The organism is Methyloceanibacter caenitepidi, from assembly GCF_000828475.1.
In the GTDB taxonomy this organism is placed as follows: domain Bacteria; phylum Pseudomonadota; class Alphaproteobacteria; order Rhizobiales; family Methyloligellaceae; genus Methyloceanibacter; species Methyloceanibacter caenitepidi.
In genome coordinates this window covers 1,270,358-1,295,417 of the sequence record NZ_AP014648.1, presented here as the reverse complement: position 1 = coordinate 1,295,417, position 25,060 = coordinate 1,270,358, and the positions used below count along the sequence as shown (strand labels likewise).

General features: G+C 58.6%; 22 protein-coding genes. 13 read left to right on the top strand and 9 right to left on the bottom strand.

The window, feature by feature from the left end; translation table 11 throughout:
* Positions 1-18: 18 nt before the first annotated feature.
* From GL4_RS17435 to mddA, 8 genes are all read right to left on the bottom strand, one after another.
* Positions 19-522: a DUF6692 family protein gene (locus GL4_RS17435; protein ID WP_052464168.1), complete on the bottom strand. Its 504-nt coding sequence runs from the start codon at positions 520-522 to the stop codon at positions 19-21.
* A gap of 3 nt (positions 523-525) precedes the next feature.
* Positions 526-978, bottom strand: coding sequence for a DUF305 domain-containing protein (locus tag GL4_RS17430; RefSeq protein ID WP_197539063.1), 453 nt, complete (start codon positions 976-978; stop codon positions 526-528).
* Positions 979-1,111: 133 nt separating this feature from the next.
* The gene (locus GL4_RS06010; RefSeq protein ID WP_159079787.1) at positions 1,112-1,780 is read right to left on the bottom strand and encodes a CBS domain-containing protein; all 669 of its coding nucleotides are present in this window, start codon (positions 1,778-1,780) and stop codon (positions 1,112-1,114) included.
* A complete protein-coding gene (locus GL4_RS06005) occupies positions 1,713-2,348 on the bottom strand; it encodes an ion channel (RefSeq protein WP_082025508.1) in 636 nt (211 codons plus the stop codon). Before GL4_RS06005 ends, GL4_RS06010 begins: the two co-directional genes overlap by 68 nt.
* A gap of 2 nt (positions 2,349-2,350) precedes the next feature.
* Positions 2,351-3,274 (bottom strand): cation diffusion facilitator family transporter, encoded by a 924-nt coding sequence (locus GL4_RS06000; RefSeq protein ID WP_045365629.1) that lies wholly within the window; start codon positions 3,272-3,274, stop codon positions 2,351-2,353.
* A 929-nt stretch (positions 3,275-4,203) separates the two neighbouring features.
* Entirely contained in the window at positions 4,204-5,463 is a 1,260-nt protein-coding gene (locus GL4_RS05985; RefSeq protein WP_045365620.1) for an ATP-grasp domain-containing protein, read from the bottom strand.
* 388 nt (positions 5,464-5,851) lie between these two features.
* Entirely contained in the window at positions 5,852-6,619 is a 768-nt protein-coding gene (locus GL4_RS05980) for a hypothetical protein (RefSeq protein WP_045365617.1), read from the bottom strand.
* A gap of 193 nt (positions 6,620-6,812) precedes the next feature.
* Positions 6,813-7,538, bottom strand: a complete 726-nt coding sequence (mddA, locus tag GL4_RS05975) for a methanethiol S-methyltransferase (protein WP_045365614.1) — start codon at positions 7,536-7,538, stop codon at positions 6,813-6,815.
* Between the two features lie 354 nt (positions 7,539-7,892).
* Here mddA and GL4_RS05970 point away from each other — a divergent pair, with 354 nt between their 5' ends.
* From GL4_RS05970 to GL4_RS05910, 13 genes are all read left to right on the top strand, one after another.
* Entirely contained in the window at positions 7,893-8,558 is a 666-nt protein-coding gene (locus GL4_RS05970) for a hypothetical protein (RefSeq protein WP_045365611.1), read from the top strand.
* 162 nt (positions 8,559-8,720) lie between these two features.
* Positions 8,721-10,064, top strand: a complete 1,344-nt coding sequence (locus tag GL4_RS05965) for a site-specific DNA-methyltransferase (RefSeq protein WP_244462691.1) — start codon at positions 8,721-8,723, stop codon at positions 10,062-10,064.
* The gene (locus tag GL4_RS05960) at positions 10,061-10,483 is read left to right on the top strand and encodes a DUF5681 domain-containing protein (protein ID WP_045365608.1); all 423 of its coding nucleotides are present in this window, start codon (positions 10,061-10,063) and stop codon (positions 10,481-10,483) included. The genes GL4_RS05965 and GL4_RS05960 overlap by 4 nt, the downstream gene beginning before the upstream one ends.
* A gap of 4 nt (positions 10,484-10,487) precedes the next feature.
* Positions 10,488-11,900, top strand: coding sequence for a phage terminase large subunit (gene terL, locus GL4_RS05955; RefSeq protein ID WP_045365606.1), 1,413 nt, complete (start codon positions 10,488-10,490; stop codon positions 11,898-11,900).
* A gap of 208 nt (positions 11,901-12,108) precedes the next feature.
* Positions 12,109-12,735, top strand: a complete 627-nt coding sequence (locus GL4_RS17945; RefSeq protein ID WP_045369583.1) for a DUF3489 domain-containing protein — start codon at positions 12,109-12,111, stop codon at positions 12,733-12,735.
* A gap of 3 nt (positions 12,736-12,738) precedes the next feature.
* Positions 12,739-13,245, top strand: a complete 507-nt coding sequence (locus tag GL4_RS05945; RefSeq protein WP_082025507.1) for a DUF2924 domain-containing protein — start codon at positions 12,739-12,741, stop codon at positions 13,243-13,245.
* Positions 13,238-15,034: a recombinase family protein gene (locus tag GL4_RS05940; protein WP_045365601.1), complete on the top strand. Its 1,797-nt coding sequence runs from the start codon at positions 13,238-13,240 to the stop codon at positions 15,032-15,034. The genes GL4_RS05945 and GL4_RS05940 overlap by 8 nt, the downstream gene beginning before the upstream one ends.
* 65 nt (positions 15,035-15,099) lie before the next feature.
* The gene (locus GL4_RS05935) at positions 15,100-15,438 is read left to right on the top strand and encodes a helix-turn-helix domain-containing protein (protein ID WP_045365598.1); all 339 of its coding nucleotides are present in this window, start codon (positions 15,100-15,102) and stop codon (positions 15,436-15,438) included.
* Between the two features lie 35 nt (positions 15,439-15,473).
* The gene (locus GL4_RS05930; protein ID WP_108681345.1) at positions 15,474-16,133 is read left to right on the top strand and encodes an ImmA/IrrE family metallo-endopeptidase; all 660 of its coding nucleotides are present in this window, start codon (positions 15,474-15,476) and stop codon (positions 16,131-16,133) included.
* Positions 16,134-16,981: 848 nt separating this feature from the next.
* A complete protein-coding gene (locus GL4_RS05925) occupies positions 16,982-17,887 on the top strand; it encodes a helix-turn-helix domain-containing protein (RefSeq protein ID WP_244462690.1) in 906 nt (301 codons plus the stop codon).
* A gap of 122 nt (positions 17,888-18,009) precedes the next feature.
* Complete coding sequence (locus tag GL4_RS05920) at positions 18,010-18,819, top strand: hypothetical protein (RefSeq protein WP_045365593.1); 810 nt, start codon at positions 18,010-18,012, stop codon at positions 18,817-18,819.
* 62 nt (positions 18,820-18,881) lie between these two features.
* Positions 18,882-20,324 (top strand): DUF1254 domain-containing protein, encoded by a 1,443-nt coding sequence (locus GL4_RS05915; protein WP_045365590.1) that lies wholly within the window; start codon positions 18,882-18,884, stop codon positions 20,322-20,324.
* Positions 20,325-20,360: 36 nt separating this feature from the next.
* Positions 20,361-21,827: a DUF1254 domain-containing protein gene (locus tag GL4_RS05910; RefSeq protein WP_045365587.1), complete on the top strand. Its 1,467-nt coding sequence runs from the start codon at positions 20,361-20,363 to the stop codon at positions 21,825-21,827.
* 136 nt (positions 21,828-21,963) lie between these two features.
* Here GL4_RS05910 and GL4_RS05905 read toward each other — a convergent pair whose 3' ends face one another.
* A complete protein-coding gene (locus GL4_RS05905; protein ID WP_045365584.1) occupies positions 21,964-25,059 on the bottom strand; it encodes an efflux RND transporter permease subunit in 3,096 nt (1,031 codons plus the stop codon).
* Position 25,060: the final 1 nt, after the last annotated feature.

The following is a 25,060-nucleotide window of genomic DNA, read 5'->3' as shown; positions in this document are numbered from 1 at the left end:
GACTTAGCTTTGCCGCCCTCAACTGCACGCGTAATAGCCCCAGTAGCCGATCTCCCCAGCGCCTTGTATCCGAAACCGCAGCTCGGCGTTGCGCAGTTCCTCGCCCTCTCCATCTGGCGTCACCGCGGCCGCAATTCCTTCGCCGTTTGCTCGAGTAGTGCCGGTGCTGCGTTTGGCTTGCAGCTTAAAAAGCTTTCCGTGGAGCTTCATAACGGCCGGTGATTGGCTGGTGTCCGCACCACTAGTCTCTACCACTAGAACGGGATCACCCACTCGGGTATAGCTAAAGCGGCAGGTTGGTCCGCTTACCACTTTAGCGTACTCCTCTTCAGGCATTGTCTGCGGATATGTCGAGGAAACATCGGCGAGCCGCACGGCCTCTTCCGCCGACACGACATCGGCAACTGGCTTATCTTTGGCCCTATCGGCACCTCGGTCATTCCCGGGGTGCTCATTTTCCGCGCACCCAGAGAGCGCTAGGACGACCACAGTCATTCCCGTGAGAAACGCTCGTGTGATCATGGCTTAGTCATCCTTTTTCTCAAGTTCACGAATGAGATAGCGCATTTCGGCGATCTCCCGCCTTTGCGCCTCGATGATTTCGTCAGCCAGCTTGCGAGCTCGAGGATCTCTAAGATCCGCGCGTTCGCTGGTCATGATCGCAATTGAATGATGTGGGATCATGGCCCTCATATAAGACACCTCATCAACGGTAACCTGGCTTCGGACTAGGTAGAGAGAAAGTACAAAAGCAATTGCGGCCCCGACGAAGATCGCTGCATTGAGGCTCTTGTTCTCGTACATGCTCAGCATGAAGCCGAGCATGATTACCGCCATCGTCGCTCCCATAAGAAGCGCCATATAGGTGCGCGTTTCGCTAAAAAATATGTGCTCAAAGGCAAAGGTGTTTAAATACATCAGGACAAACATGATAATCGTCGATGTGGCGATCATCGCGCCGAAACGTAGGTAGCTCATGTCCAAATTTCTCCGGAGTGGGGGGGGGGGGGGGGGTGCTCACGTAGTTGACGGGTCCATAACGCACGAGATGCCACAAAGTTGCGCCATCTCCACTTGGATTGCTCTACATTTCAGTTGCGGGTGCCACGCCTCAAATTTTACGCAGTCCCCGCGCCACTTCGGGAAGCGTACTCAGAAAATTGTGCACTTTACCGCTTCCTACAAGCGCCTCGGCCGCATCACCGACAGCGACCCTATCCTCATCGTCCTCCACAATTCCCCAAAGAAACACCTCCGCACTGAGTACAACTACATTCACCGATTGCATTGACACGCCCCCCCGCCGCTTCACCAACTCCACGATTCCCATACGAATGTTCAGATCTTCGATCGTCGGCTCTTCCTCCCGACCACGGAGGGCCGCCAGACCTTGCAGTACATCTGCCCGGCTAACGACGCCCGCAATTTGCCCCCCTTCGAGAACGGGTACGCGTTTTACGTGGTTAGACTCGAGGAGACGGGCGATCTCTGACAGAGACGCGTCTTTGGTCGTACAGATTACGTCTTGGGTCATGATGTCCTTTGCGCGGACCCCCTCTCTGTGCACGAATTTCGCCCCTCGATCTGCAACGAGAGAAAGCCACCAACCACGCCCAGGATCCCGTTTTGCGCTCCGCATAAGATCACTTTCACTTACGATACCCAAAACGTGATCATGCTCATCCGCAACGATCACCGCGCTGATTCGGTGTCTAATCAGGATCTTTGCAATGGACGCCAAATCCGTTTCCGGATCTACTGTGACAACGTCTGGCGTCATGATGTCTCTCGCATGCATGTGATTCATCCTTTTGTTGCTTACAGATCCCCTTGACCACTGGACTCAGCGCAAGGCTGCCATGGCCATAGGCGTCCCATGGCGAGGTAGCGGACCAGGTGATCAGCAACAGCCCGTTCAGGGCTTCGACACCAGTGATGAAGCGGAGATGGTCGTTGGGAAATGCATCGCCGATACCGAGGGACGTGTAACTCACGATAGAGAAATAGAAATAGTCGAGCGGCTCGGCGATCCTTACGCCGCCCAAGCTACCTACGGTCAGCACCCTATCACCGAGTGCATAAGCACCTGCATACAAACTTATCTCGCCAAGATGCGCCGCGAGCGCCACCAAGACGATGACCATGATGCGAACCCCTGCCGTCATTGGAATGCGAGCCATACTCCCAGAGAGCCAACGCAGAACGAAGAAATGCAATAGGAACGTCGCCACCACGAGCGATAATGCCAAAATTGCCGCAATAACATCGCACCCTCCTCCCGACAACGTTAGATCCTTTGTTCCACCTTGTGCATGTGCGAAGGCGCCAACGCCAGTTGCTGCCCGCATGGTTATCTTCTTAGAAGGGTTGAGATATCTACCTCCCTTGCATGGTCCTCATCCAGACACTTCGTCTCGACCTGCAAGGTCGAGAAGTAGAAGCCAAATTGATCACGCAACACGCGATGCGCCTGTTCTAAAAGTGTGTCTGCTTGGTCGAACTTGTCGGTTCCGATATGCGCTGAGAATACGTTCTTATCGGATGAAAGACTCCATGCATGCATATGATGGATGGTTTGGACATCCGGGAGCGTGCCGAGGGCGACAGCTACTTCGTTGAGGTCAATAGACCTCGGCGCTCCCTCCATTAGAATCGACAACGCATCGCGCATGATGCCCCATGATGCAGCCAGCAACACGAGGCCGAAGGCCATGCCCAGAATGGGATCAATGGCGACGAACCCGGTGACGTAGATCACGGCAGCGGTAATGAGGATCAATATGCTCCCAATGAAGGTTTGCATAACGTGCCAGAACGCGCCCCTAAGATTGAGGTCGCCCTTTTGACCGCTGTAGAGTAGCCGTATCGATATTATCTCTGTCAGCAGACCACCGCCGGCAGCTACCAACAGTGGTGTCGTTGGGAGCTCAATTGGATGCCTTAGCCGCATCGCTCCCATGACGAGCACCAGCACAGCCATGCCGGCGAGGAAGACACCATTCAATAGGGCACCGATTATCTCAGCGCGGAAGCTCCCGAAGGTCCGATCGAGGCTAACTGGCCGGCGCGCTATCCTCATGGCTACGAAGGCCAGCACCACACCGCCGACGGCAGAGAACGTGTGAAAAGCGTCGGAGGTGACTGCCACGGAGCCCGTGTACAGCCCTATGCCCAATTCAATCAGGAAGTATACGCCCGTAAGCCAACCCGAAATTTTGAGCGCTCGCTCGTTTGCGGCAGTCCTTTCGGGCACATGCGCGGAGTGATCAAACATGGTTATCTCCAATATTCCCGATACGTCGGCAACATGTGGGTTTAGGCACGGCGGACTAATGGTCTTCCAGATCCAACTTGCTAAACGTCTAGACGCCGTTCCCTTCACACGTGATTACATCGCGATTCGTGAGAGGCAGCTGAGAGAAGTAGATATGCGCCAGACCGGCGCAAGCATCGCTGCAGAGTAGTCGAGAACCTGGGACGCGTGCTTGAACTCACTGAGAGTCTGCCTCCTTTCGTCACCGCGACGGAGATCTTGCTCTAGACACACGGCGCCAACAAGCGCCCTTCTAGCCGAAACGCGGTCGACGCGTATTTGGCGACCGGCCCAAGGGTTCTCGACCGAAAACGGTCGCCGTAAATATATGTCCACTTGGGGTCAAGAGCGGAATTCCCAATATGACCACCCTGCGCCTGTAACTCTTGATTGATACCGATCAATGAGTCTGGGGTTATGACCACGGCTAGATGATGGATGGCAGTGACATGGGCTTCGGATTCATATTCTGGCTTATAGTCCTTGCTGTAATCATTGCGGTCGCGGTGTGGTTCGTCCGCTCTCGACCACTTGCTGATAATCAAGGATCGCTAGATCAGCGTTCTCCGACCATTAAGGTGCTGGAAGAACGCTATGCTCGCGGAGAGATCAACCGCGAGGAATGCCTTCAGAAGCGCGACATTATCGATTGAAGCACCGGGCGAGCTGCCGCCGAAGGCTGCCCATGTTCGCTTTGAGTCAGAACATTGATGAAGCAAGGGCGCCTTGCTAAAGCAAAGGCGCCCTCCAGTTGATGCCTTCCAGCCTTGGGGGGCATTGAAGGCACTTCTACTCTAGCAGATTTCCGCGGGGCTGAAAGTCGTAACGTGTCGGTGCAACGATGAGTGGGCAGCTAAGCCCGCTAGAAGCCAAGGCTGACATCTTGGCCGCTAAACAATAAACAAAGGTGCGAATCCTCCTCCAGGAGTGGAGAGGTTTGTAGTCTGCCCTTGGTAAACTCGCGCAGCACCGATCAGCGTACGCGATTGGTACGTGTAAAGTCTCACATCGATCTTGCGCACTTCAGGTGCTCTATCGACCATGACAAGGCGCTCACTCGGCCGAACTAGATGCTGCGCCACGTATTGATCCTTTAGGATCTCTGACCAGACTCGCTTCGTAAGCTTGTCACCGCGATAGACGGCCTTACTGCCGTGGCCGCTGCTAGGCTTAAAGAACAATGTCTTGCGTCGCTCCCAGAGGTCGGAAGCATTTTCAGACGTCACCAGAACCGTGGGCGGCACAGCCTGCAACCGAGCAAGCCTTTCCCCAGCGCCTCCCCAGCTCTCCAACCTATCTGAATCCGAAAGCACGGACATATTGCGCTTGTCGGCCAAGAGGGCGTGGTTATGAGGATTTGGAGTGAGCGTAACCGCGCCATCTTCATATGCCTGCCTCAGCGCTTGATGCTCAGGCCACTCCAACGCGAAGTCTGTAAGACGATTGTAGACAAGATCAATCTCTTCTCCTTCAAAGGTGAGCCTCTTGCCTCCGTAGTGAAGACGCCGCGCATCAGCAATGACACTGGGAATCCCCCTCTGCTTTAGCGCTTCGCGCGCCAGAGTAAACTCGGGGAAAAGAAACTGTTGTTCGGGAACGTCGTCGACAATCGCGATAGTTCTCGGCTTCCCCGTTCTGCCCTGTCGGCCCCATTCCGCCAGGAACATGTTGAAGGCAAGATCTTCGAAGCTGTAATGCTCCCCCGAATATTCAATAGCGTTTCCACAACACGCCATCTGCGCTCGGCCCAGCGCCGCATTTAAAAACGCGCCTCCAGCGTTGGTGTTGATCTCGATAAGGCTTGGGCCGTCTTCGCCGAGATGGAAATCGTAGCCCATTAGCGCTCCGGCTGGACCGAAATCTCGGCGAGCGATGTCAGGAGCCCACGCTAAAACCGCTTGCCTGTACCGTTCTAGGCCACTCACCTGCTCAATCGCCTCTACCACCTGCTCCATTTTTGCGAACTCGTCGCCTGAGAGGAAAACAGGGACATCGGAAAAGGCGTGGGGCTGCGCAGTCATGAGCCGCTGGCTGAACCCAGACTCTTCGGCCTCTGCGTCGAGCGCGCGGCCGAGAGCCTCACGATCCAGAGTAATGCAAGCGCAACCGTGATTCAGCCGAACGGCTTCAGATGTCGGAGTGCTGTTCATTATACCCTTTTTGGATTCCTTGGGTGACAGCGGGCAAACAGTCTAATGGAAATCATCTCGGATTGCCGGATCGCGGGAAGGCCCAAGTGACCGCTTCGCCTAAGCTTACATGCTTTAGCCTTGGATCCCTCGTAGCACTGAGTTGTGCATCAGACGCTCGTATGTGGCTGCAGCGGCGATCGTGTTCATCGAGGATTGGAATCCAGGAGAGCCGAACGATCCCAGAAAGAAAAAGGAGCGCAATCACAGACGGCTGTAACGCTCGACGCTCGACACTCGGAGGGAGCAGCAAGGGCCTTCAGAAGTCGAGCAAGGCCCGAGCTGCTCTTTACGCTCCAAAGTGCCGCAAAAACAGGACTTAGCCTAGTCTGTTCCACAACCCACTGTCCTAGAATTCGGCTTCAATGTCGAACTTTAGGGTGATATCTGACGTCGCATCGGACACGCCGAAGAGCGTGCCTGCAGCGAACTCCCACTTAGGCATGCCTTCCAGTTCCAAATAAGCGACCGGCCCTACCCTATGCTTCTGCTCGTCCCAGGTCCCGGTGTGTGAGAGGTCCTCGATCTCGCTGTAGCCTTCGACGCCCAGTCCCCACGTCTCGTTGAACTCGTGCTTCAGCCGCCAGTTTAATTTGAGCTCCAGGCTGTCGATTTCGCGGTGATCGCCGACCTGGCCGATGAAGAACGCATTCACCGTGGCCGAATCCTGGCCGTGAACGTACTTGGCGAGTGGGCCAAACAGAATCTCGCCGGGATCGCCGTCCTGTAGCGCCCACTCGTATAGAGAACGAAAAGCGAGGCCCCAGCCATCGCCGTGGCGCTCCATCAGCTCGTACTGTCCGCCGAGCTCGAACCTCTGCCACTTAAGGCTGTCGCCGATGTTCTCGCGGCCGGTTAGCTCAGCGATGCCCTCTAGCCGATCGGTGAAACCGTATTTCACTTCCAATTCGTGAGACTGGCGGCGGCGTTCGTCCTCACCCGGACCCGAATAGATCGCGCCATGCTCTTCCAGTTTGAGCTCGCCCTTCTCCACGTCCGGTGAGCGGACATAGAACTGTGCCTGCGCGGCCTGAGCCGCGATCAGAACCCCTGCAAAAACGAAGCAAAAACAGCCGATACGGCGCAAACAGGCGCCGCGCCCCACATCCCCGCTCATGGGCCTCTCCCTTATTGCCGGCACTGAAGGGAAATTAGCCAGATGCAACCAGTGAAAGAAATTCAGATCAAGTGGAATTCATCAGTGATTCATTCCTGAAGGGGCCAGACTGGCTCCGACCACTTTGGGTCGAAAGCTGCCTTTGGGCTGGCCACCTAGGTGGTCCGCTTCATCCCATTAGCGGACCTCCTGGTCAGCTTTTTCGAGGGGGCATCGGCACGATCATGGAGACACGTCGGCGGTATTGCGCGTAGGCGTCACCGTGAAAGTTTACGAGGTCGCGTTCCTCGAGCCAGATGCCGATGAAGATGTAGCCTGTCGTCGCTATGGCGAACAGTAAATGGCCGACCGTCATCACCGGTGTGGCCCAAAAGGCGAGCAGGAACCCGAAATAGATCGGATGGCGTACATAGCGGTAGAGCAACGGCGTGGCGAAGCCGGGCGGCTCGGACTTAGTACCGCGCCAATGCGCGTAGACCTGCTGCAGGCCAAATAAATCGAAGTGATTGATTAGGAACGTACTGACCAGCACGATGGCCCAGCCGAGCCAGAAGAGCGCGACGAGTATGCTTGCGCCGACTGGGTTGGTCACGTTCCAGACCACCTCTGGCATCGGACGCCATTGCCAATAAATGAGGATCAAGATCAGGCTCGTCGCTAGCACGTAGGTGCTGCGCTCGATTGCGGGCGGCACGATGCGCGTCCACCAGCGCTTGAAGCCCGCACGCGCCATAACGCTGTGCTGAACAGCGAAGAGGCCGAGCAAGACGACGTTGATCACCAGGGCCTCGATAACTGGACCCGGCTCGCCGCTGTCGATGGTCTTGGGAACGAAGATGTTGCCGACGAAGCCAATAGCGTAGAGGAACGTCAGCAGAAAGAGGATGTAACAGAACGCACCGTAGAGAAGTGCAGCCATTGTCGCCTCCCTCGGGCCGGGTAGCCACTGGCCCGCTTCTAATCTCCTTTCCAAGTACTCGCAAAGCTTAGACTGCACCTTGTGCCCAGGCCAGACCCTATCCTGGCGCGGCGATCCAAGGACCTTACCCAGCCCAACCCGCAATGACTGTGAGGGGTCAGAAGCGGACCTCAAACTCGCAGGCCGCGACGTCCGCTCCGTGCAAGGCGCGACGTGAAGTGCACAGCAAGGGATGTCCGGTCGGGTTGTTGCCAATCGAAACTGACTTTTCTCGCATTGCGGCTTACCCTACCAAAACCCGGAAATCGGCGGTTTTTTACCCCCTTGTGCCGACGAAACTCCCGATCTATATGAATGAATGAAACCCGGATCGTTACTTCAATGGCTAGCTTCAAGCGCAATCAAGTTCTGGAAGCAATTTCGATGATGCTCGGCGAGGGATCTACTCCCTCTAAGACATTGAAAACGGCCGTGAAGCGGCTGCTGGATACCGATCGGCAACTCAAGCGCAAAGCGCGATCCAGCGATCCGGAGCAAGCGAATTATGCATTCTTTTCAAGCGATGCCCCCGGAAGTGGTGTTGAGATTCTGTTTTCGGCTTATGAGGCTTTCGCCATGCGTCTGGGCGTCGAGCTCTTACATCGATGGACGCAGCGTACAGTCGTCAAGATCCTTCGTCAGGTACGCCCTCATCTCGAGCCGAAGCACTTCGAAATTTTGAGCTGGAATCCGCAGGAGTTGTTTGACTGGGAAGAGATTTTGGCGAAGGCCAAACCAGGCGATCTCGCCGTCTCATCGACTCGTCCAGTTTACTTTCAGGTCGTTTCGAGTATGGGGCGCCCTCTAGGAGCCAAAACAAATGACGTTCCAGAGGTTGCGGTCGTGGATGCAAAGACGCCGCAGTTTCCCCGTGAACCCGGTCGATCAATAACTGTTATGGAACTGACGAGGCTGGCCCACGACTTCCAAACTGCGTTGGCGAAAACGATGCCGAGCAAGCGCGGGAGGGGCAACGCGTGATCTCTACTTCTAAATCGCAACGCGATAGGCCGTGCAGTTGCTGGCCTGCTTTGGCGCTCCCGCCTCTCCTCCACCGCTTGCATTGAGGTGATCATGTCAAAACGCTTGATACAGTCTCGCACAATTGAAACCCAGAATGCGGTTTCTGATAGCGCACTTGCGGTGAAGCTGCCGTGGGTGGTGGAGATGCTGCCGCCGGCTTCCCTCAAGGCAGCCAAGCGCAACGCGCGCGCTCATAACAAGGCGCAAGAAGAAGCCGTCGCGAATTCGGTGCTGCATTTCGGTGTGATCAAGCCCGTCGTGGTCGACGAGCAGAGCCGGATCGTGGCGGGCCATGTGGTGTGGCGCGCAGCAAAGAAGCTTGGTCTGAAGCGGATCCCAGTAATCCGGGTCTCGCACCTTTCGGAGACAGAACTTCGGGCTTACGCGCTCGCCGACAATCAGCTGGCGACCAAGAGCGCTTGGGATATCGAGATCCTCTCGCTTGAGCTCGGGGAGCTCGAGTTGGCGCTGCCGGCATTTGGCCTTGATTTGTCGATCACCGGTTTCGAACCGGCCGAGATCGATGCCGTGTTTGACACTCTCGCCGAGAATCCGATCGATCCGGCCGATGAAGCGCTTGAGCCTCTAGAGGGACCGGCCGTGTCTTGGCCTGGAGCCCTCTTCATACTCGGCCGACATCGGCTTCTGATCGGCGACGCGCGGGATGACGCCGCCTTCGCGCAGCTCATGACGGGCGAGGTCGCGGAGATGGGCATCCACGATCCCCCTTACAACGTCCAGATCCAGGGCAATGTCGGTGGCCGCGGCCGTATCAAGCGCCGTGAATTTGCCTGCGCCTCCGGCGAAATGACCTCGGCCCAGTTCGAGGGGTTTCTCAAGGACACACTTGGGCTTTGCGCCGATCACTCGATCGATGGCGCGATCCATTACGTCTTTATGGATTGGCGGCATGTCTCCGACCTCACGAACGCCGGCGCCGAGGTGTTCGATGAGCTCAAAAATATGTGCGTCTGGGTCAAAAGCACCCCGGGGATGGGCAGCTTTTACCGAAGCGAGCATGAGCTCGTCTTTGTCTTCAAGCACGGCCAGGCACCGCACATGAACAATTTCGGGCTCGGGAGCGGAGGTCGCAACCGCTCGAATGTGTGGCGCTACGCCGGCGTGAACACGTTTCGGGCTGGCCGCATGGACGAGCTGGCGATGCATCCGACCGTGAAGCCGGTCGCCATGATCGCCGATGCGATGCGGGACTGTTCGCGCCGCGGGTCGATCGTCCTCGACGCCTTCGCCGGCTCCGGGACGACGATCATCGCCGCCGAGCAGACCGGCCGGCGGGCTTTTTGCCTAGAGATCGACCCTCTCTACGCCGACGTCGCGATCCGGCGGTGGCAGAAGCTCACCAAGCGCGACGCGATCCTCGAGGGCACCGGCCAGACTTTCGACGCCCTTGCCGCCGGTGCGAGCGAGGCTCCTCAGCCTCCAAAAGGAGGACGACGGTCATGACCAAGCCCAAGCACTCCAAGAAGGCGCAAACCAAGGCTGCTGGCGGTGGTTACGAGGTTGGGTACGGCAAACCGCCCAAGAAGCACCAGTTCAAGCCCGGCCTTAGTGGCAATCCCAAGGGACGACCGAAGGGGGCGAAGAATGAAGCCACCATCCTTCGCGAAATCATGCATCAGCGCATGGAGGTTCGCGAAGGTGGTCGAGCGCGCAAGATCTCGAGGCTGGAAGCTCTGTTGCTTCGATGCCTCGAGGCAGCCCTGAAGGGCGACCTCAAGGCGATGGCATTTCTCCTGAATCGCTATCGCCTGATTGAAGGCGACGAGACCGAGCACGGCGAACCGCTCGGCCACGACGAACAGTCGATCCTGGAAGAGTTCGCCAAACGCTTTCCCCCCAAAGTCCAACCTGTAAAGGAGTAATCCCATGCATGGGATCTGCGAACGCGATTTGTTCGACTTCGCCTTGCGGAGTGATTTCGAGAGTTTCTTGAAGTACAGCGTGCTCACGCTGAACCCGGGCATGCCATTTCTGCCGAACTGGCATATCCGGGCCATCGCCTATCAGCTCGAGCGCATCCGCCGCGGCGAGATCAATCGTCTCATCATCAATATGCCGCCACGGCACCTGAAGTCGATCACGGTGTCGGTGGCATTTCCGGCGTTTGTCCTCGGGCATGACCCGCGTCAGCGTATCTTCTCGATCAGCTATGGCAGCGAGCTGTCCTTGAAGCATGCCCGGGATTTCCGGTCGATCGTCGAGTCGTCTTGGTATGCCCGCGCGTTTCCGCAGATGCGGCTGAGCCGCAGTCTCGACGACGAGGCCGCGACGACCTTGAAGGGGTTCCGCAAGGCCACGTCTGTCGGCGGTGTCCTCACCGGGCTCGGCGGCAATATGATCATCCTCGATGACCCACAAAAGCCGGTGGATGCCCTATCTAAGACCCGGCGCGACGGCCTGAACCAGTGGTTCACCAACACGCTCATGTCGCGCCTCGATAATAAGGAGACGGGCGCCATTATCGTCGTGACGCAGCGTGTTCACATGGACGACCTTTCCGGTCATCTCATGGGCGGGTCCGGTCATTGGGAAGTCCTGAGCCTGCCGGCGATCGCCGAGGTCGACGAGCAGGTGCCGATCGGCGACGACGAGTTCCATTATCGGCGTGCCGGGACGGCACTGCATCCGGAGCACGAGTCGATCCAGATGCTACGTGTCCTCCAGAATGACCTCGGGACCTACGACTTCGGCGCGCAGTATCAGCAGGCACCGATCCCGGAAGGCGGCGCCATGCTCAAGCGCGAATGGATCCGCCATTACGATGTGGCGCCTGCACGGAAGCCGAGAACAAAGGTCATTCAGAGTTGGGACACTGCCGCTAAGGACGGCGAGCAGAATGACTACTCTGTTTGCACGACGATCTTGGTCGACGGCGAAGACTACTATCTCCTCGACGTCCTTCGCGGACGCTTCGATTTTCCTCGCCTTCAGCAGGTTGCCCTCGCACATGCGGAACGCTTCAAGCCGACAAAAGTGTTGGTCGAAGATGCGTCTGTTGGAATCGCGCTCGCGCAGGTCCTCCGTTCGAAGGGGAGGTTTCGCATCGAGGCCGTGAAGGTCGAGCACAACAAGCAGATGAGGTTCTTCATCCAGCTTGCAAAGTTCGAGGCGGGTCACGTCTTCTTCCCACGAAATGCGCCCTTCATGGCTGATCTACTAGCCGAGCTGCTCGCGTTCCCGAGGGGAAAGCATGACGACCAGGTCGACTCCCTCAGCCAGGCGCTCGCCTGCAAAGTGAGCGACTACACCTCGGCCTTGATGGCGGCCATGAGCGACTGAGTCTGCGCATTCACCCTTCAGAAGGGTCGGGGCGGCGCCTAGGCGCCGCCCCCTTTTTTCGACTGGACTTCAGCGGCGAAGCGAGCGTGCATGCTACCAACGCAGCGACGGGCAGAAGCCTCCGTCAGCGCCTCCCCTGGCCTCCTGGCCGGGCTGTGGGCGGTGGAAAGCGCCGGCATCGGGCCGGCGCGCCACGATGGAGGCAATTATGTCAAAAGCCCAAAACGCAACCGCCAAGCTCAGCGACGCGCAGCTCGTGATCCTCAGCGCCGCGGCTCAACGCCCTGACGGATCACTTCTCCCGTTGCCCGAAAGGTTGGCTTCGAAGGGCGCCGCTCAAAACAGAGTCATGGTCGACATCTTGTGCAAGCGAAAGCTGGCCGAGGAAAGGCAAGCCAACACCGGCGCACCTGAATGGCGCCGTGACAAAGAGGGCCGTCCTCTTGGACTGTTCATTACCAAGGCCGGGCTGCTCGCCCTCGGTATCGACGAGACGGAGGAGATAAAACCCTCGCAGGCGGCAGCGAGTATGCCGCGCAAGCGCAAGACGGACGCAAGATCGCGCAGCAAGGTGCGGACCGCTTCAGCTCCTAAATCCAAGAAGCGCGCCGCGCCGTCGCAAAGCAAGCAGGAGACTGTGCTCAAGATGCTGCGCCGGACGTCGGGCGCTACCATCGACGACATCGTTGCCGAGACCGACTGGCAGCCGCATTCGGTGCGCGGCTTCTTCTCCGGCCTCGTCAAGAAGAAGCTCAAGCTGCCGCTTGTCTCCGAAGTCGGCAAGAACGGCGTGCGCCGCTACCGCATCGCCCCAACGAAGTCAGCCAAGGCCTAGGTCATGTCACGGCCTCAGTCCCCTCACCCGCGCCCACAGCGGCGCGGGCGAGTTTCCGCTCAAGCCGAGGCGGATCTTGTCGCACGGGTGAATGCCCTGCCCGACTGCCCGCGGGCCGAGCTCGAGGCGGAATGGCGACGGCTGTGGAGCCCCCACGTGCCACACCACGCCAGCCGAGCGTTCCTGGTCCGCGCCGTGGCCTACGGGCTCCAGGCCGAAGTCTACGGCGGTCTCGACTCCGAGACGCGGCGGCTCCTCAAGAAGGCCGGTCAGACGAACGGCAAGTCATCTAGACCGCAACGGCGCAGGTTGAGCAAAGGCTCGAAGCTCTTCCGCGAATGGCACGGAGAGACGCACGAGGTGCTCGTGCTCGACAAGGACTTCGCCTGGCGCGGCGAGACCTACCCAAGCCTCAGCGCCATCGCCCGCGCCATCACCGGCACAAACTGGAATGGTTGGGCCTTCTTCGGTCTGAAGCGCCGCACCAAGGAGGCGCCGGCCGATGACTAAAACCAACGCGCGTGCGAAGCGCACCCGCTGCGCCATCTATACCCGCAAGTCCTCCGACGAAGGTCTCGATCAGGAGTTCAACTCACTCCATGCGCAACGAGAGGCCTGCGAGGCTTTCATCGCCAGTCAACGCCATGAAGGTTGGCACGCCCTCACCGCCCACTATGACGATGGTGGGTATTCCGGTGGGACCATGGACCGCCCTGCCCTCAAACGCCTTCTCGACGACATCGCCGCCGGCAAGGTCGACATCGTCGTGGTCTACAAGATCGACCGGCTGACGCGGTCATTGTTTGATTTCGCGAAGATCGTTGAAGCGTTCGACACACATAGCGTCTCATTCGTCTCGGTGACGCAAGCCTTCAACACCACGACCTCCATGGGTCGGCTCACCCTCAACGTGCTTCTCTCATTCGCCCAGTTCGAGCGCGAGGTGACGAGCGAGCGCATCCGCGACAAGATCGCGGCCTCAAAGAAGAAGGGTATGTGGATGGGCGGCGCCGTGCCGCTTGGCTATGACGCCGTCGACCGGAAGCTCAAGATCAATGCCGAGGAGGCCAAGACGGTCAGGCGGCTGTTTGCGCTCTATCTCGAACTCGGCAGCGTCCGAAACCTTCTAGAGGAAACCCGGCGCCTCGGTCTCAAGACCAAGATACGTGGCTTGACCGATGGACGCCGAACGGGCGGCAGCGCCTTCAGCCGCGGCCACCTCTATCGCATCCTCTCGAGTCCCATCTATATCGGCCGGATTCCCCACCGCCAGACCAGCTACGACGGGGAGCATGAGGCGATCATCGGTGCCGAGACCTGGGAGAAGGTCCAGGCAAAGCTAAAGGTCAACGCCGGTCGCCAGCGCGGCCGCACCAGCTCCAAGCACCCCAGCCTGCTCGCCGGTCTCCTCTTCACGGCGGAAGGCGTTCCCTTCACGCCGTCCCATGCGGTCAACCACGGGCGGCGGTACCGGTATTATGTTGAGCGGTCACTGGTGGCGCCCAAGGCCGAAAAACAGGAAGTCGACCGTCAGGGCAACAGAAGCGAAGCTGGGTTGCGGGCCAAAGGCTGGCGCCTTCCCGCGCATGAGATCGAGCAGTTGGTACTCAGTCAACTGGCCGCCTTTCTCAGAGACCGCGGCAAGGTGCTCGGTGCCCTGCCCTCCAAGAAGAGATCGCCAGATCAGGTGTCGGCCGCGCTCGCGCAAGCAGGACGATTGGCTGATGCGTGCGTGGCGAGGTCCGCCGCCAGCCAAGCGGAGGTCGTTGCTGCTCTCGTGCGGCGCGTCACGGTCGCGCAAGACAAGGTAGCGATTGAGATGGCACGCAAGGCTATTGCCGCGCGGTTACTCAATCAGGAAGTTGTCGCCACATCTGTGGTGAAGGGCCGTGGATCGATTAAGATTGAGGCGCCGGTGAGGTTTAGGCGGCGGGGCGTCGAAGCAAAGCTGGTCGTCCTAAACCAGCAGGCCGCTGCCGCCGAGCCCGATCCAAACCTCGAAAAGGCGCTCGCGCGAGCGCATGATTGGTTCGGTCAGATCGTTCGAGGAGAAGCAGACGGAATCGGCGCCATTGCGCGTGCGGAGCGGCTCGATAGGGCCTATGTGACCCGAGTGATCTGTTTGGCTTTTCTCTCGCCGGAGATCACAAAGACGATATTGGAAGGACGACAGCCGACAGAAATGACGGCGAAGCGTCTAGCCCGGACTGGGCTCCGGATCCCGCTTCTATGGAGTAATCAGGTTACCGCTGACAATGGAGCGAGACCGCAAATCGGTTCGCCGGACAATTCGGACTGACCTTGACTAGAACTCCGCCTGAATTTACGCTGATCCGCGTAATCGCTTTGTACCAGGGAGGGTCTATGAGCGAGCGTGAAACAACTTTTGGGCGCGCTATCAGCACCGCACGCAAGGAAAAGGAATTGGGCCTGAAGGACGTAGCATCGCGTATCAAGCGTGAAAACGGAGAATCAATATCCGTGCAGTACCTGAATGATATTGAACATGACCGGCGAAGCCCGTCATCGGATCGCATGGTGAAGCAGTTTGCCGTTGCCCTCGGACTGGAGGTGGACTGGCTTTACTATCTGGCCGGCCGGTTCCCGGAGGACGTGCGTCGAAAGAAAATGACCGCAAACGAAGTCGCTGCGGCGATGACAGCCTTTCGCAAGACAGGGCCCGCGCGTGGAGGCCGTCGCTAGTGGTCAGGTACGTGCGGGATAGTACAGGGCGTTTTTTGGAGCGGCCGCACTATGAGCCGAAAGAGCTGGACCGTGAGTGCGAGAACGTGGTCAGCAAGTTTCTGGCCGGCAAGTACGGCAAAGCCGAGTTCCCACTTTCGACCAACGACCTCACGCAGGTGATCGAGCGTGAGGCGGAAGATCTTGACCTCTTTGCGGACCTGTCGAAGTACGGCACCGACGTGGAGGGCGTCACGGAATTTCATCCCGGAGCCAAGCCCAGCGTAAAGATATCGAAAGTGCTCGCTGCGGACGAGCGCTACCAGAACCGGCTGCGTACGACGCTTGCCCACGAATATGGGCACGTCCACTTCCATGCCTATCTGTGGGACACGCAGCCGCCGGGCGCCGATCTGCTCCGGCGCAATCCGGATGCGAACCGGCAGATATGCAAGCGCGACAAAATTCTCGGCGCAGCGCAGTATGACTGGATGGAATGGCAGGCCGGATATGTCTGCGGTGCCATCCTGATGCCGGCAAGCCGGGTGCGCCGGCTTGCCGGTGACTACCTCGAATCACACCACCTGTACGGCCCGAAGCTCGACACACATCATGATGCTAGGCTGATGGTGCTCACCATCCTCGCTCCGCAAAGTGTGACCCCCAAAATCGGCCCACTGAGAAAAACCGCCAGAAGGTCCCCACCTTCCGCGTAGGTGCGCGTCTCTCTGCTCTCACTAGGCAGAACCATCGCGGACTAGTGGCGCATTTCCGCACTTCTTCGGGGCTGTTTAGCGGTGGTCAACAGAGAGCCGGAAACCACGCGACTAGGTGGCTGTGCTGGCAGTCAGCAGCGAACGTGTCTCCGCTTTCCAATTCCCTGATCTACGGGAAATTACAGGGAACATAGTCGAAAGCGGGCCAATCGCGGGCCGGACGCCAGCTTATACAAGGGATTGCGGGTGGAATTCCCTATAAAGCAGAACAGGGAAATATTTGCTGAGAACAGGGAACGTTTTCTCAGCAACAGCGATCCCCTCGCCTCTGATGAATGTCCGCAATAGCTGAAGTAACAGACATGCCAAAGTCGGTCCCAATGTCAGCTGTTGACCCGGAGCGGCCGGGGGCTTGAGGTGGGCCCACATTGGGCCTATCATAATGGTTACTCAGATTACTGAGACAGTCTCCCAGGGTTACTCCGGTCCCGTCGCCAGCCCCCGGCGCGGGGCTTATTTTTAGGGAGCATTGTCGTTGCGCACCTTCCAACGCTACTGACCGCTTCTGGCACGAAGCGGAAGTCCCGGATCTCAAGGCCGACGGCCGCTCCTGACCCAAAGCGGACGTCATAAACAAATGAAGCGACCCAAATTCTGGCGCCTTTGAGTCGCAGATTCTTGGCCAATTCTGTGTTTTGTCAGGAGGGGAGGCGAGCCAAATGGATGACTCGGTACGCTCTCGGAAATGGGGCGCCACCAACGGCGAGAAGCTGATCTCCAAGCCTTGCACAGACGAGCCGGGACGAGGAAACGGTTGGACCCGCGTCCCGATTGCTTACATCGAAGACTTGAACGATGCGGTGCATGGCGCGGGACTCGAAGCCGTCCAGATGTCACGCGGTCCCATCACTGGCAGCCTCGCCTTTGCCGAGCATGACGGACTGCTCTTTAGTACCGGTCATATCGGAGGTCGGGTTGCGCTAAGAGGTCCCCTGTCGGAGACCATGGTCACGCTTGGTATCGGCGTCAGGCTCGCTGGCGGCACGCGGCACTGGCTAAACGAGGTTGCGACCGGCAACTGCGGCGTCTTCATGCCGGGTGACGATCACGACGCGTTGTATGCGTCGGGCTCGATCTACGCTTCGGTCACGCTATCATTCGATCGCCTTGAGGCGTTGGCTGAGGATCGCGGTCTGATTATGGACCTCAATTCTCTGGACGGCAGTGGGGTTCTTGAGCACCGGTTGTCCGACGATGCAGTTGCCAGACTCGAAGTGCACTATGACGCGCTCCATGCGGGCCTGCACACGCCTCAATCCAATGTCAGAGTCCTCGGTTATCGGTTCCTTGACACCTTCATCGAACATGTGGGACGCCAACCACGTGCACCGATAGGCGGCATCGATCCACGAGGGCACGCCCGCATCGTCGCGCGCGCGCGCGCATACGTTCTTGAGAATCTTGGACGCCCGATCAGCATGGACGAGATCGCCCGCGCTGCGCACGCGTCGCGCCGCACGGTGTTCAGAGCATTCAGCCACGTCCTCGACGAAACCCCTCAGGCTTTCATACGAAGGCTCAGGCTTCACCGTATCCGGCAAGACCTTGCCTGCGAGACTGAGCGCGCAACCACGGTTGCACTTGTGGCCAATCGGTGGGGCATCGGACAACTCGGTCGGCTTTCCGGATGGTACCGGGAGCTATTTGACGAGCATCCATCCGAAACACTGGCCAACCGCAGCTCGAAATCTTGAGCACGAGCGTCAAGGGGTAAGAAATTTGGCACGATCCGAATAGACCGAGAAGGCCCGCCGGAGCTAAGTTTCAGGACAAAAGAACTCTTTAGTCGGACGCCTCGACGGTTGGGAGGGTCGTCATGTCGCGATTTCACAGCGGAACGCTCGCGGGCATTCTTGCGCTCGTCTTATTGAACGCCGCTTCGGCCCAAGCGCAGGACGGCAATCTCGCTCAGCAGGCGCAAAATCCGATCGCCAATCTGATTTCGGTCCCGTTCCAGAACAACACTAACTTCAACGTTGGGCCATACGACAACGACCAGAACATCCTCAACATCCAACCGGTCATTCCGTTCAAGCTGAACGAGGACTGGAACCTGGTGACGCGCTGGATCTTGCCGGTCGTGTATCAGCCGGCGGTCTATCAGGGCGACGAAAGCGATTTCGGTCTCGGCAACTTCAATCCGAGCTTCTTCTTCGTCAATCAGGTCAGCCCGACGCTCATGATCGGCGCTGGTCCGACGTTCCTGCTGCCGACGGCCACGGACAATAGCCTCGGCCCCGAGAAATGGGGCGCTGGGCCCACCGCCGCCATCGTATGGACACCGAGTAAATGGGTCGTCGGGGCCCTCGTAAACAATATCTGGTCGTTCGCCGGCGATGGCAGCGATCCCGACGTAAACGCGTTCCTGTTCCAGTACTTCGTCAACTACAACCTGAAGAACGGCTGGTATCTCACATCCGCGCCGATCATCACCGCGAATTGGGAAGCGCCGTCCGACGATCAATGGACCCTGCCATTCGGCGGTGGCGTGGGCCGCGTCTTCAATATTGGGTCGCAGCCCGTGAACATGTCCCTGCAAGCCTACGACAATGTCATCACGCCCCAGAATGGGCCGGACTGGCAGGCGCGTTTCCAGATCCAACTGCTGTTTCCCACGGGAGGGTGACTGCAACAACAAGACGGGAGGACACCGTGAATAGACATGCGTTGTTTTCGATCGCCACAGCGATGTTTTTCGGGATGTGCAGCCAGGTTGCCGCTCAAGACACGGCCGTCTCCCCCCTCATGCGGCAATTGAACAGTGGCAACTGGCTGCCGCAACAGGAAGCAGAGTCACTGCGGGACGAGCTGTATTACCAGCGCGCGATCTTTGCCTACATGACCATGCTCCCCGCGCTCAATGTCATCGGCATGCGGGACGGCTCCGAGGAAAAGTTCGGCGCGGGCTACAACGTGCTTCCGATCTGGAAAGATCGCATGAACTCCCTGACTTGGGTGCCCACCCCCAATGCTGATGTGATCTATTCGATGAGCTATCTCGATCTCAAAGAGACGGGACCGCTCGTCGTTGCTGCACCACCGAACGTCATCGGCATGTTCACGGATTTCTTCCAACGCACGATCACCGACGTCGGCGCGATCGGTCCGGATCGGGCGCGGGGTGGGCTCTATCTGCTCTTGCCGCCTGGATATGACGGCGAGGTGCCGAAGGGCTACTTCGCTTTCGAGTCCCCAACATACAACGTGTTCCTGTTCTTTCGCACGGTCATGAAGAAGGGTGAAGACGGTCCGGACCCGTCGCCGGCCGTAACGCTGGCGGAACAGACACGCATTTACCCGTTGTGGACTTCGGAAAAGGACGCCAAGCCGATGGAGTTCCCAAACGCCAGCGGCCAGCGCGTGAACATGATGTATCCCGTGGACAATGCATTCTGGACGAAGCTGAAGGAGTTCGTGGATTACGAGCCGATTTCTGCAATCGATCCGGAACTTCGCGGCGTACTCGCGTCGATAGGCATCGTCAAGGATCAACCGTTCAAGCCCACCGCCGAGCAGCAGGAACTGTTGAACAAGGCAGTCGAGACAGCTCCCAAAATGATCTTTGCCAATCGCCAGCTCGGGCGACCAGACAAACGCAACCTCTACTACAAAGATCGCCAGTACGAAAACGCGTGGGCCAGCGCGACCTCCGAGTTCCTGCAAGAAAGCTACTTGGACATAGATCAGCGCGCGGCCTACTTCCAGTTCGCCTATTCCTCGGCTCCAGCCATGGTAATGCGTTCCCTGGGCGCGGGCTCCAAATACCCTTTCACGCCTCGCGATGCCGATGGCGATTTCCTCAACGGGTCCAACGCCTACAAGCTCCATATGCCGCCCGATCCGCCGGCTGCGCTTTTCTGGGCCGTCACGGCGTACAACGTCGTGGACGGAACTATGCCCGAGACACCGCAGCTTTTGCCGTCGATCAACGGCTTCAATGATGTTGAGAAGAACGCGGACGGCTCGATCGACCTGTATTTTGCTCCCGAGAAGCCTGCCGATGTACCCGAGACCAACTGGATTCAGACCGTCGAGGGGCGGGATTTCCTCGTTGCGCTGCGGCTCTATGGCACGGGAGTGGAATTCTTCGATCAGACCTGGAAGCCGGACGACGTCGTCAAGATCAACTGACGGCGGCGCTATCGCGAAACGTTACAGGAGTACCGTATGTCAAAGTACCTAGCGACTGTCGCCGCTGCGGCAGCGCTGCTTTGCGCGACAGAGCTGCATTCAGCGGCGCTTGCAGAGCAGACGACAGCTCAAAGTTTTGCCGACCTCGCAAAACCCCCGGTCGATGCGACGCCGCCGCCGGAATACGTCCGGGCCATCGCGCGCTCCGCCTATATTTGGGGCTGGCCGATGGTGAACATGATGAACCGCCGCGCGAAGATTACCCAAGCGCCGGAGCCGGGTCTTCTGGGCGGCGTGCTCCCCGTGGCGCCGAGGGGGCAGATCGGCATGCTTCACGACTATATCGAACCGAGCGAAAGGTTCGTGGTTTGCCCCAACCAAGACGTTGTCTACGGGCTCGGGTTTTTCGACCTCGACAGCGAGCCAGTCGTTATTCAAGTACCTGATTTCGGCGACCGGTTCTGGGTCTACGCGCTCTACGACCAGCGCACCGACCAATTTGGCAAGCTTGGCCAGCCTTATGGCACCAAGCCGGGCTTCTACTTGCTGGCCGGGCCCAACTGGAAAGGTGAGTTGCCGGACGGAATCTCGGGCGTAGTCCGGTCTTCAACATCGCTCGCCAACGCCATTCCGCGCGTTTTCCAGAACGACACCGAGGAGGATCGCACGGCGATCCAATCGGTGATCAACCAGGTCGTCGTTTACCCGCTGTCTGAGTTTGACGGCAAAATGAAGACGATCGATTGGAGCGAGGCCCCCACGATTCCCAACCCAGCGCAAGACGGCGACACCGAGACGGCATGGGTGGTGCCGGAGAAATTCTTCGATCAGTTTCCCGAGGTGCTGAAGACCGTGGCGCCGCTGCCGGGAGAGGAAGCCCTTTACGCCCAGTTCCGCTGGCTGATGGACGTCGTCGCGAAAAACCCGGATCTCAAAAAGGCGATTGTCGAGGAGGCTGTTGCGACTGAAAAGGAAGTGATCGCGCCCTTCTTTGAGTGGAAACACAACGGCAAGCCCGCCGGCAATAGCTGGAATCGCTCGGTGAACAATGCCCAATGGGGCGTCGATTATTACGACCGCACCGGCACGGCAAAATCTAACATGTTCGACAACCGGCCGAACGAGACCCAATATTTCTATACAGACAACGACACCTCAGGTGCAGCATTGGACGGATCGAAGACCTACGCGATCACCTTCGCGGCCGGGCAGGAGCCGCCGGTCAACGGCTTTTGGTCTCTCACCCTCTACAACGAGCACCACTTTTTCAGCCCCAACAAGCGGAACCGTTACTCGCTTGGCACCAAGAACAAAAACCTCAAGCGCAACGACGACGGCTCGCTGACTCTCTACGCCGGTTTGGCGTCCCCTGGGAAAGACAAGGAGAGTAACTGGCTGCCGGCACCAGATGGCCCGTTCTCTCTCTACATTCGCGCCTACTGGGGCAAGAAGCCCATCCTCGATGGCTCCTGGCAGCCCCCGAAGATCGAGATTGTCGAGTGATCGCGAGCGGCCCTACGACTTCTTACTATTGAATTGGCCGAAAGGTCCGATGTTGGCACATTGGGGCCGTGCCGGCTGGCTAACCTTTGGGCTTCTTCTGACCCAATGCAGAACTGAGCTTCCGCTGTTTCCCTGCCTACTCCGCCGCTTCCGGCTGCTGCTGCGCGCCCGATCCATCTGCGGCGTCAACTGTCTCGTCGAACTCGATGAACTGTCGCCGGGACAGGTATGTGTAGACCACGGGAACGACAAACAACGTAAAGAGCGTACCCACCAGCAAACCGCCGACGATTACCCAGCCGATATCCTGGCGACCTTCCGCGCCTGCGCCTGTCGCCAAGGCCAGAGGCACAGCCCCAAGCACCATCGCGCCTGTCGTCATGAGGATCGGCCGAAGCCTCAAAGCAGCAGCTTCGATCACGGCCTCATGCATAGGTTGGCCCTGACCGCGGAGCTGATTGGAAAATTCCACGATAAGGATGCCATGCTTCGTTATGAGCCCGATGAGGGTTACGAGCCCGACTTGGCTGTAGATGTTCAGCGTGCCGCCGCTCCACCAAAGCGCCAGCAAGGCGCCGGTCACCGACAGCGGCACAGTCAGCATGATGATCAAGGGGTCCGTGAAACTTTCGAACTGAGCGGCCAGCACGAGATAGATGAACGCGAGTGCCAGCATGAAGGTGATGTACATGTTCGCGCTTGCTTCGCGAAACTCGCGCGATTCCCCGGCGTACTCGATATGGACTGTCGGCGGCAGCACCTTGTCCGCCGCTTCTTGAAGGTATGCCAATCCATCGCTCAACGAATAGCCCGGCGCGAGCTGGCCAGTGATGGTGGCGGCCCGAAGCTGATTGAAGTGGTTCAATTCCTTCGGCGCCACAGTTTCCTTGATCGTGATCAGATTCGACAGCGGCGTCATGGCTCCGCCCACGCCCCGCACGTAGATACGACGCATATCGTCGGGGTTTTCACGATCTATATCGGCCACCTTTACGACAACATCGTATTGCTGGCCTTCCCTCTTAAAGCGTGTCACTTGCCGGCCGCCGAGCATGGTCTCAAGCGTGCGGCCGAGCGTTTCGATCTCGATGCCCATTGAGGCTGCCTTCTCGCGGTCGACGGACACGTCGAGCTGGGGCGAATTGAGCTTGAGATCGCTCTCGACGTCGACCAGACCGGGATATTCGCGGATGTTGGCGAGCAGTGCATCTACGTCCTTCTGCAACTCGCTATAGGGCTGGGACGTCTGGATGACAAAATTGATAGGCTTCGAACGTGAGCTTTGACCGAGAGGTGGCGCGTTGCTTGGGTAGGCAACTACACCGGTCACAGCCGACACGGCCGGCGCGATGGATCTGCCGATCTCCTGCTGAGAGCGCACGCGCTCATCCCAAGGCTTGACGCGCAGGATGACGCGTCCCTGGGACACCGTAGGGCTTCCCGACACAACAAACACTCGATCCGCCTCTGGTACGGCAAGAGCGAGTTCCTCGATCTGGCGAGCGTACTCGTCCGTGAACTCGATCGTGGCGCCCTCGGGCCCGCGAAAGTTCACGTTGATCCTCCCCTCGTCTTCCACAGGGGCAAGCTCGCTTTTTAGGTTGGCAAATAGAAAATAGCTCGAACCCGCGACGGCTAGACCGATGAGCAACACGAGGGGGCGCGCCGCGAGAGCGCCCTTGAGCAGGGAGCAATAGAGCCGTGAAACCCCATCCAGAAAACGCTCGATGATGCGGTAGGCGAAATTGCGGTGTGTCTGTTGCTTTAGAAGCTTCGAGCACATCATCGGAGATAGCGTAAGGGCTACAAAGCCCGACACGATCACCGCGCCTGCAAGCGTCCAGGCGAACTCCGTAAACAAGCGACCAGTGAGGCCGGTCATGAACCCGATCGGCGCATATACCGCCGCAAGCGTGATCGTCATCGCAATGATTGCGAAGCTGATTTCGCGGCTGCCGAGAAGCGCCGCCTTGACGGGCGTCATGCCTTCCTCGACGTGCCGGTAGATGTTTTCGAGCATCACGATCGCATCATCCACGACGAGACCGATGGCCAGCACAAGAGCCAGCAGCGTCAGCGTATTGATTGAGAAGCCAAACGCATACATCAGCGCGAATGCGCCAATCAGCGATACCGGGATAGTCACAAGCGGTATCAGCGTTGCGCGAATGGAGCGCAGGAACAGGAAGATGATGAGGATAACGAGAACGATGGCCTCGCCGATCGTAGTGTAAACGTTCTTGATCGACTCGGCGATGAAGATGGACTTGTCGTGCGCAACGCGGACTTGCATGCCTTCGGGAAGCGAATTCCGGATCGTCGGCAGCATCTCGTTGACCGCGTCGGAGACTTCCAGCGGGTTGGCCGTGGCTTGCTTGATGACACCGACGGCAATCGCCGGCTCTCCGTTGAAGCGGACGATCCTGCGCTCGTCGAGCGGGCCCAACTCCGCCATGCCGACATCCCTCAGTCGCACCAAATAGCTGTTGGCATCTTTGATGATGAGATCGTTAAACTGCTCGGGCGTGCGCAGATCCGTCTCGGCTAGAACGGTAAACTCACGCTGCAGACTCTCGATACGGCCCGAGGGCACTTCGACGTTCTGGCGCCGAAGCGCATTCTCGACATCCTGCGGAGTCAATTGGTACGCGGCGAGGCGCTCGGGATCGAGCCAGAGACGCATGGAATAGGCGCGGTCGCCGAAGAGCCTGACTTCCGCGACGCCATTGAGCGTCTGTAGCTGGTCCTTGACATACCGGTCGGCGTAATCGGTGATCTCGAGCGCGGAGTGGTTCGTGCTCGAAAAGGCGAGATAGAGGATCGGCTGCGCGTCGGCTTCGCGCTTCTGGATGATAGGCTCCTCAATCTCCTCCGGAAGATGGCCTCGCACGCGGCCTACACGGTCGCGGATATCCGCCGCGGCATAGTCCGGGTTGCGATCGAGGTTGAAGGTGACGGTGATTTGGCTCGATTCCTGGCGGCTGATCGACGTGATGAAGTCGATCCCCTCAATGCCGGCAAGAGAATCTTCGAGAACCTGCGTGACTTGCGTCTCGACAATAGCCGCGCTTGCGCCCGGATATGTGGTTTCCACGGTGATGACCGGCGGGTCGATGGCCGGGTATTCTCTAACGCTCAATCGCTGGTAGGACACAAGTCCGACGAGAACCAGCACAAGACTAAGAACCGTGGCGAAGACCGGTCGCTTGATCGAAAGTTCTGAGAGTGTCACG

Coding starts and splice junctions, on each gene's coding strand:
- GL4_RS17945 (WP_045369583.1), top strand. CDS start 12,109: ATGTCAAAAGCCCAAAACGCAACCGCCAAGCTCAGCGACGCGCAGCTC.
- GL4_RS05915 (WP_045365590.1), top strand. CDS start 18,882: ATGTTTTTCGGGATGTGCAGCCAGGTTGCCGCTCAAGACACGGCCGTC.
- GL4_RS06000 (WP_045365629.1), bottom strand. CDS start 3,274: ATGTTTGATCACTCCGCGCATGTGCCCGAAAGGACTGCCGCAAACGAG.
- GL4_RS05970 (WP_045365611.1), top strand. CDS start 7,893: ATGAATGAAACCCGGATCGTTACTTCAATGGCTAGCTTCAAGCGCAAT.
- GL4_RS05940 (WP_045365601.1), top strand. CDS start 13,238: ATGACTAAAACCAACGCGCGTGCGAAGCGCACCCGCTGCGCCATCTAT.
- GL4_RS05945 (WP_082025507.1), top strand. CDS start 12,739: ATGTCACGGCCTCAGTCCCCTCACCCGCGCCCACAGCGGCGCGGGCGA.
- GL4_RS05920 (WP_045365593.1), top strand. CDS start 18,010: ATGTCGCGATTTCACAGCGGAACGCTCGCGGGCATTCTTGCGCTCGTC.
- GL4_RS05980 (WP_045365617.1), bottom strand. CDS start 6,619: ATGAGCGGGGATGTGGGGCGCGGCGCCTGTTTGCGCCGTATCGGCTGT.
- GL4_RS06005 (WP_082025508.1), bottom strand. CDS start 2,348: ATGCGGGCAGCAACTGGCGTTGGCGCCTTCGCACATGCACAAGGTGGA.
- GL4_RS05910 (WP_045365587.1), top strand. CDS start 20,361: ATGTCAAAGTACCTAGCGACTGTCGCCGCTGCGGCAGCGCTGCTTTGC.
- GL4_RS17430 (WP_197539063.1), bottom strand. CDS start 978: ATGAGCTACCTACGTTTCGGCGCGATGATCGCCACATCGACGATTATC.
- terL (WP_045365606.1), top strand. CDS start 10,488: ATGCATGGGATCTGCGAACGCGATTTGTTCGACTTCGCCTTGCGGAGT.
- GL4_RS05960 (WP_045365608.1), top strand. CDS start 10,061: ATGACCAAGCCCAAGCACTCCAAGAAGGCGCAAACCAAGGCTGCTGGC.
- GL4_RS05935 (WP_045365598.1), top strand. CDS start 15,100: ATGAGCGAGCGTGAAACAACTTTTGGGCGCGCTATCAGCACCGCACGC.
- mddA (WP_045365614.1), bottom strand. CDS start 7,538: ATGGCTGCACTTCTCTACGGTGCGTTCTGTTACATCCTCTTTCTGCTG.
- GL4_RS05985 (WP_045365620.1), bottom strand. CDS start 5,463: ATGAACAGCACTCCGACATCTGAAGCCGTTCGGCTGAATCACGGTTGC.
- GL4_RS17435 (WP_052464168.1), bottom strand. CDS start 522: ATGATCACACGAGCGTTTCTCACGGGAATGACTGTGGTCGTCCTAGCG.
- GL4_RS06010 (WP_159079787.1), bottom strand. CDS start 1,780: ATGACGCCAGACGTTGTCACAGTAGATCCGGAAACGGATTTGGCGTCC.